Source organism: Parvibaculum sp., assembly GCF_035511255.1.
Lineage (GTDB): Bacteria > Pseudomonadota > Alphaproteobacteria > Parvibaculales > Parvibaculaceae > Parvibaculum.
In genome coordinates, this window is sequence record NZ_DATKFR010000191.1 from 1 (window position 1) to 2,073 (window position 2,073).

A 2,073-nucleotide genomic window follows, 5' to 3' on the forward strand; every position below is an offset into this window, starting at 1 on the left:
ATGCCGAAGAGCGTCCAGGCCGCCTTGTCGCATTGGGGCGGGCGAGATCCACCCTGCAGCTGCGCCTGCAGATCCGCCAGCGAATTCGAGACGAGGCCGCTCGACGTACAATCGGAGGGACCCGCCCACCATTTGTATTCGACGCCGGCATGATAGCCGGAAATCGCCGCGCCGATCGCGAAGGCGAGCGCGCAGAGGCCGAGGAGCACCACCGGCGCGATGCCGAGATTGGCCTCGCGCGAAAGGACGCCCGCGACGAGTGCGGCACCGATCGCGAAGACGTAAGGGATACGCTCGATCAGGCAGAGATGGCAGGGCTGGTAGCCGAGCGCATATTGAAAGAAATAGGCTCCGCCCAGCGTCGCGACGCTGACGAGAAGAACGATCCAGGGGATGGCGAGCGGCGGTATCCGGTCGAGCATAATGCCTCATTCAATCATGCCTCAGGTTCCGGGACGAGAGGCTTTCCGCCGCAGCAGGGCGAAGTCAGGTGGCGTGCGGGCCGGCGGTCGGAGCCGTCATGTTCACGCCTGCCCCGTCGCCCAGCACATGTTCGATCATGCCGCGCGCGATTTCGCGCTCGCCCATGATGATGAGATTGGCGCCATGCTGGCGCAGATAGTCGACCTCGGCGTCGGAATGAGCCCGAGCGATGATTTCGAGCGAGGGGTTCGCCTTGCGCGCCTGCTGGACGGCCTGTCCCGCCTCGAAGGCATTGGGGATTGCGACGAAGAGCCAGCGGGCGGCGGCGAGATTCGCGGCCGCGATCGCGTTGGGCTTCGCCGCATTGCCTTCGATGACCTCAAAGCCCTGCCGCCGGAGCTTGCCCGCAATGTCATTCGTGTCTTCGATAACGAGAACCGGGATGCCGGCCTGCTGGAGACGCTTGCCGACCAGGCCGCCGACCCGGCCGAAGCCGATGACGACCGCATGATCGCGGAGAGCCGTGGCCGGAAAATGCTCCTCGAGCTCCTCCTCGACCTTGTCGGCGAGGTCGTTCCGGCCGAGCTTTTCGAGCCAGGGCTTCATGCGGTCAAGCGCGAAGAAGAACAGCGGATTGAGCACGATGGAGAGGATGGCGCCGGCGAGGATGAGATCGCGGGCGCGTTCCGGCAGCAGATCGAGGCTGACGCCGAGCGTTGCGAGGATGAAGGAGAATTCGCCGATCTGCGCGAGGCTCGCGGAAATGGTGAGCGCGGTGGTCATGGGGTGGCCGAAGGCGCGCACGATGAAGAAGGACGCGACGGATTTGCCGATCACCACGATGGCGAGCGTCGCCAGCACCGGCAGCGGATCGCTGACGAGGATGTGCGGATCGAAGAGCATGCCGACCGAGACGAAGAAGAGTACGGCGAAGGCGTCGCGGAGCGGCAGCGATTCCTCGGCGGCGCGCTGGCTCAGCGGCGACTCGCTCAGAATCATGCCGGCGAAGAAGGCGCCAAGAGCAAAGGAAACGTCGAAGAGCATCGCCGCGCCATAGGCGACACCCAGTGCGATGGCGAGGACGCCGAGGCGGAAGAGTTCGCGAGAACCCGTATGCGCGATGTAGTGGAGAACCCATGGAATGACGCGGCGGCCGACGATCAGCATCAGCGCAACGAAGGCGACGACCTTGCCGAGTGTGATCGCGACGGTCTTTGAAATCTCCACAACGTCGATCGTTCCGCCGCCCGTGCCATCCGCCGCATGCAGCAATCCGGCGACCGCCGGCAGCAGCACCAGGGTCAGGACCATCGCGAGATCCTCGACGATCAGCCAGCCGACAGCGATGTGTCCGCGCTCGGTGTCGACGAGGCGGCGTTCCTGCAGCGCGCGGAGGAGGACGACCGTACTCGCGACGGAAAGAGCGAGGCCGAAGACGAAGCCTGTACCGACGGGCCAGCCGAGCGCCCATGCGAGCGCCATGCCCAGAACCGTCGCGGCCGCGATCTGCACGAGCGCGCCGGGGATGGCGATGGCCTTCACCGAAAGGAGGTCCTTCAGCGAGAAATGCAGGCCGACGCCGAACATCAGCAGGATGACCCCGATTTCCGCAAGTTCGGGGATGAGGGACTGGTCGGCGACGAAGCCCGG

The 2,073-nt window shown here is 65.4% G+C and carries 2 protein-coding genes; both read right to left on the reverse strand.

Going from position 1 to position 2,073, the window contains the following annotated elements; genetic code table 11:
* Window positions 1-422: disulfide bond formation protein B (locus VMR03_RS07170; protein ID WP_325403680.1), on the reverse strand; the 422-nt coding region annotated here is incomplete at its 3' end.
* Window positions 423-486: 64 nt separating this feature from the next.
* A partial coding sequence (gene ybaL / locus VMR03_RS07175; protein WP_325403682.1) for a YbaL family putative K(+) efflux transporter occupies window positions 487-2,073 on the reverse strand: 1,587 nt, incomplete at its 5' end.